At 68.2% G+C, this 1,962-nt stretch carries 1 protein-coding gene; it reads right to left on the bottom strand.

Annotation, left to right across the window (positions count from 1 at the left end):
• A partial coding sequence (locus ACT53U_RS19570) for a bifunctional aconitate hydratase 2/2-methylisocitrate dehydratase (RefSeq protein WP_476157614.1) occupies nt 1-1,962 on the bottom strand: 1,962 nt, incomplete at both ends.

The following is a 1,962-nucleotide window of genomic DNA, read 5'->3' as shown; positions in this document are numbered from 1 at the left end:
TTGGCGATCCAGGCCTCCATCGCCGCGATGCGGCGCTCGAGGCTGCGACGGTCCTCGTAGCCGTTGGCGATCATCCACTTCATCAGCACGATGTTCGAGGTCATGTACTCGATGATCGGCTCCTTGGAGAGGCGCACCGAGCAGGCGGCGGCGGAGCGCTCGGCCGAGGCGTCCGAGAGCTCGAAGGCCTGTTCTACCTTGAGGGTCGGCAGACCCTCGATCTCCAGGATGCGGCCGTTGAAGACGTTCTTCTTGCCCTTCTTCTCGACCGTCAGGTCGCCGGCCCTGATCGCCGCCATCGGAATGGCGTTGACGAGGTCGCGCAGCGTGATGCCCGGCTGCATCTCGCCCTTGAAGCGGACGAGCACCGATTCCGGCATGTCGAGCGGCATGACGCCGGTCGCCGCCGCGAAGGCGACGAGGCCGGAGCCGGCCGGGAACGAGATGCCGATCGGGAAGCGGGTGTGGCTGTCGCCGCCGGTGCCGACGGTGTCGGGCAGCAGCAGGCGGTTCAGCCACGAGTGGATGACGCCGTCACCCGGCCGCAGCGAGACGCCGCCGCGGTTGGAGATGAAGGTCGGCAGCTCGTGATGGGTCTGCACGTCGACCAGCTTCGGATAGGCCGCGGTGTGGCAGAAGGACTGCATCACCAGATCGGCCGAGAAGCCGAGGCAGGCGAGGTCCTTGAGCTCGTCGCGGGTCATCGGGCCGGTGGTGTCTTGGCTACCCACCGTCGTCATCTTCGGCTCGCAGTAGGTGCCGGGACGGATGCCCTTGCCCTCGGCGAGACCGCAGGCGCGGCCGACCATCTTCTGGGCGAGGGTGAAGCCCTTGCCGCTGTCGTGCGGTACCGACGGCAGGCGGAACAGCGTCGAGACCGGCAGGCCGAGCGCCTCGCGGGCCTTGGCGGTGAGGCCGCGGCCGATGATCAGCGGGATACGGCCACCGGCGCGCACCTCGTCGAACAGGACGTCGGACTTGACCTTGAACTCGGCGACGACGACGCCGTTCTTCAGCGCCTTGCCGTCATAGGGACGCAGCTCGATGACGTCGCCGGTCTCGAACTGGGAGACGTCGAGTTCGATCGGCAGCGCGCCGGCGTCTTCCATCGTGTTGTAGAAGATCGGGGCGATCTTGGTGCCGAGGCAGACGCCGCCGAAGCGCTTGTTCGGGACATACGGGATGTCCTCGCCGATGAACCACAGGACCGAGTTGGTCGCCGACTTGCGCGACGAGCCGGTGCCGACGACGTCGCCGACATAGGCCACCGGATGGCCCTTGGCGATGAGGGCGGCGAGCTGCTTGGTCGGGCCGCGGGCGCCCGCCTCGTCGGGCTCGATGCCGGCGCGCGGGTTCTTCAGCATGGCGAGCGCATGCAGCGGGATGTCGGGGCGGGTCGAGGCATCGGGGGCCGGCGACAGATCGTCGGTGTTGGTCTCGCCGGTCACCTTGAAGACGGTCAGCGTCAGCGACGCCGGGACCTCGGGACGCGAGGTGAACCACTCGGCGTCGGCCCACGACTGCAGCACGGCCGCGGCGTTGGCGTTGCCCTTGTCGGCGAGCACCTTCACGTCGTGGAAATAGTCGAACATAAGCAGGGTCTTCTTCAGACCCTCGGCCGCCACGGCGCCGACCTCCGCATCGGCCAGCAGATCGATCAGCGGCTTGATGTTGAAGCCGCCGAGCATGGTGGCGAGCAGTTCGGTCGCCAGCTTGCGGGAGACGAGCGCGTTCGTCTCGACGCCCTTGGCGACGGCATCGAGGAAGCCGGCCTTGATGCGGGCGGCGTCGTCGACGCCGGCGGGAACGCGATGGGTCAGGAGCTCGACCAGGAAGCCCTCTTCGCCCTTCGGCGGCTCGCGCAGCAGGGCGATCAGCCCCTCGGTCTGCTTGGCCGACAGCGGCAGCGGCGGAATTCCGAGCGCGCCGCGTTCGGAAACGTGGGCGCGGTAGGTTTCGAGC

The organism is Pinisolibacter sp. DMC19, assembly GCF_056313985.1.
Note: the sequence above shows the minus strand (reverse complement) of the source record. Positions and strands in the feature narration are given on the sequence as shown.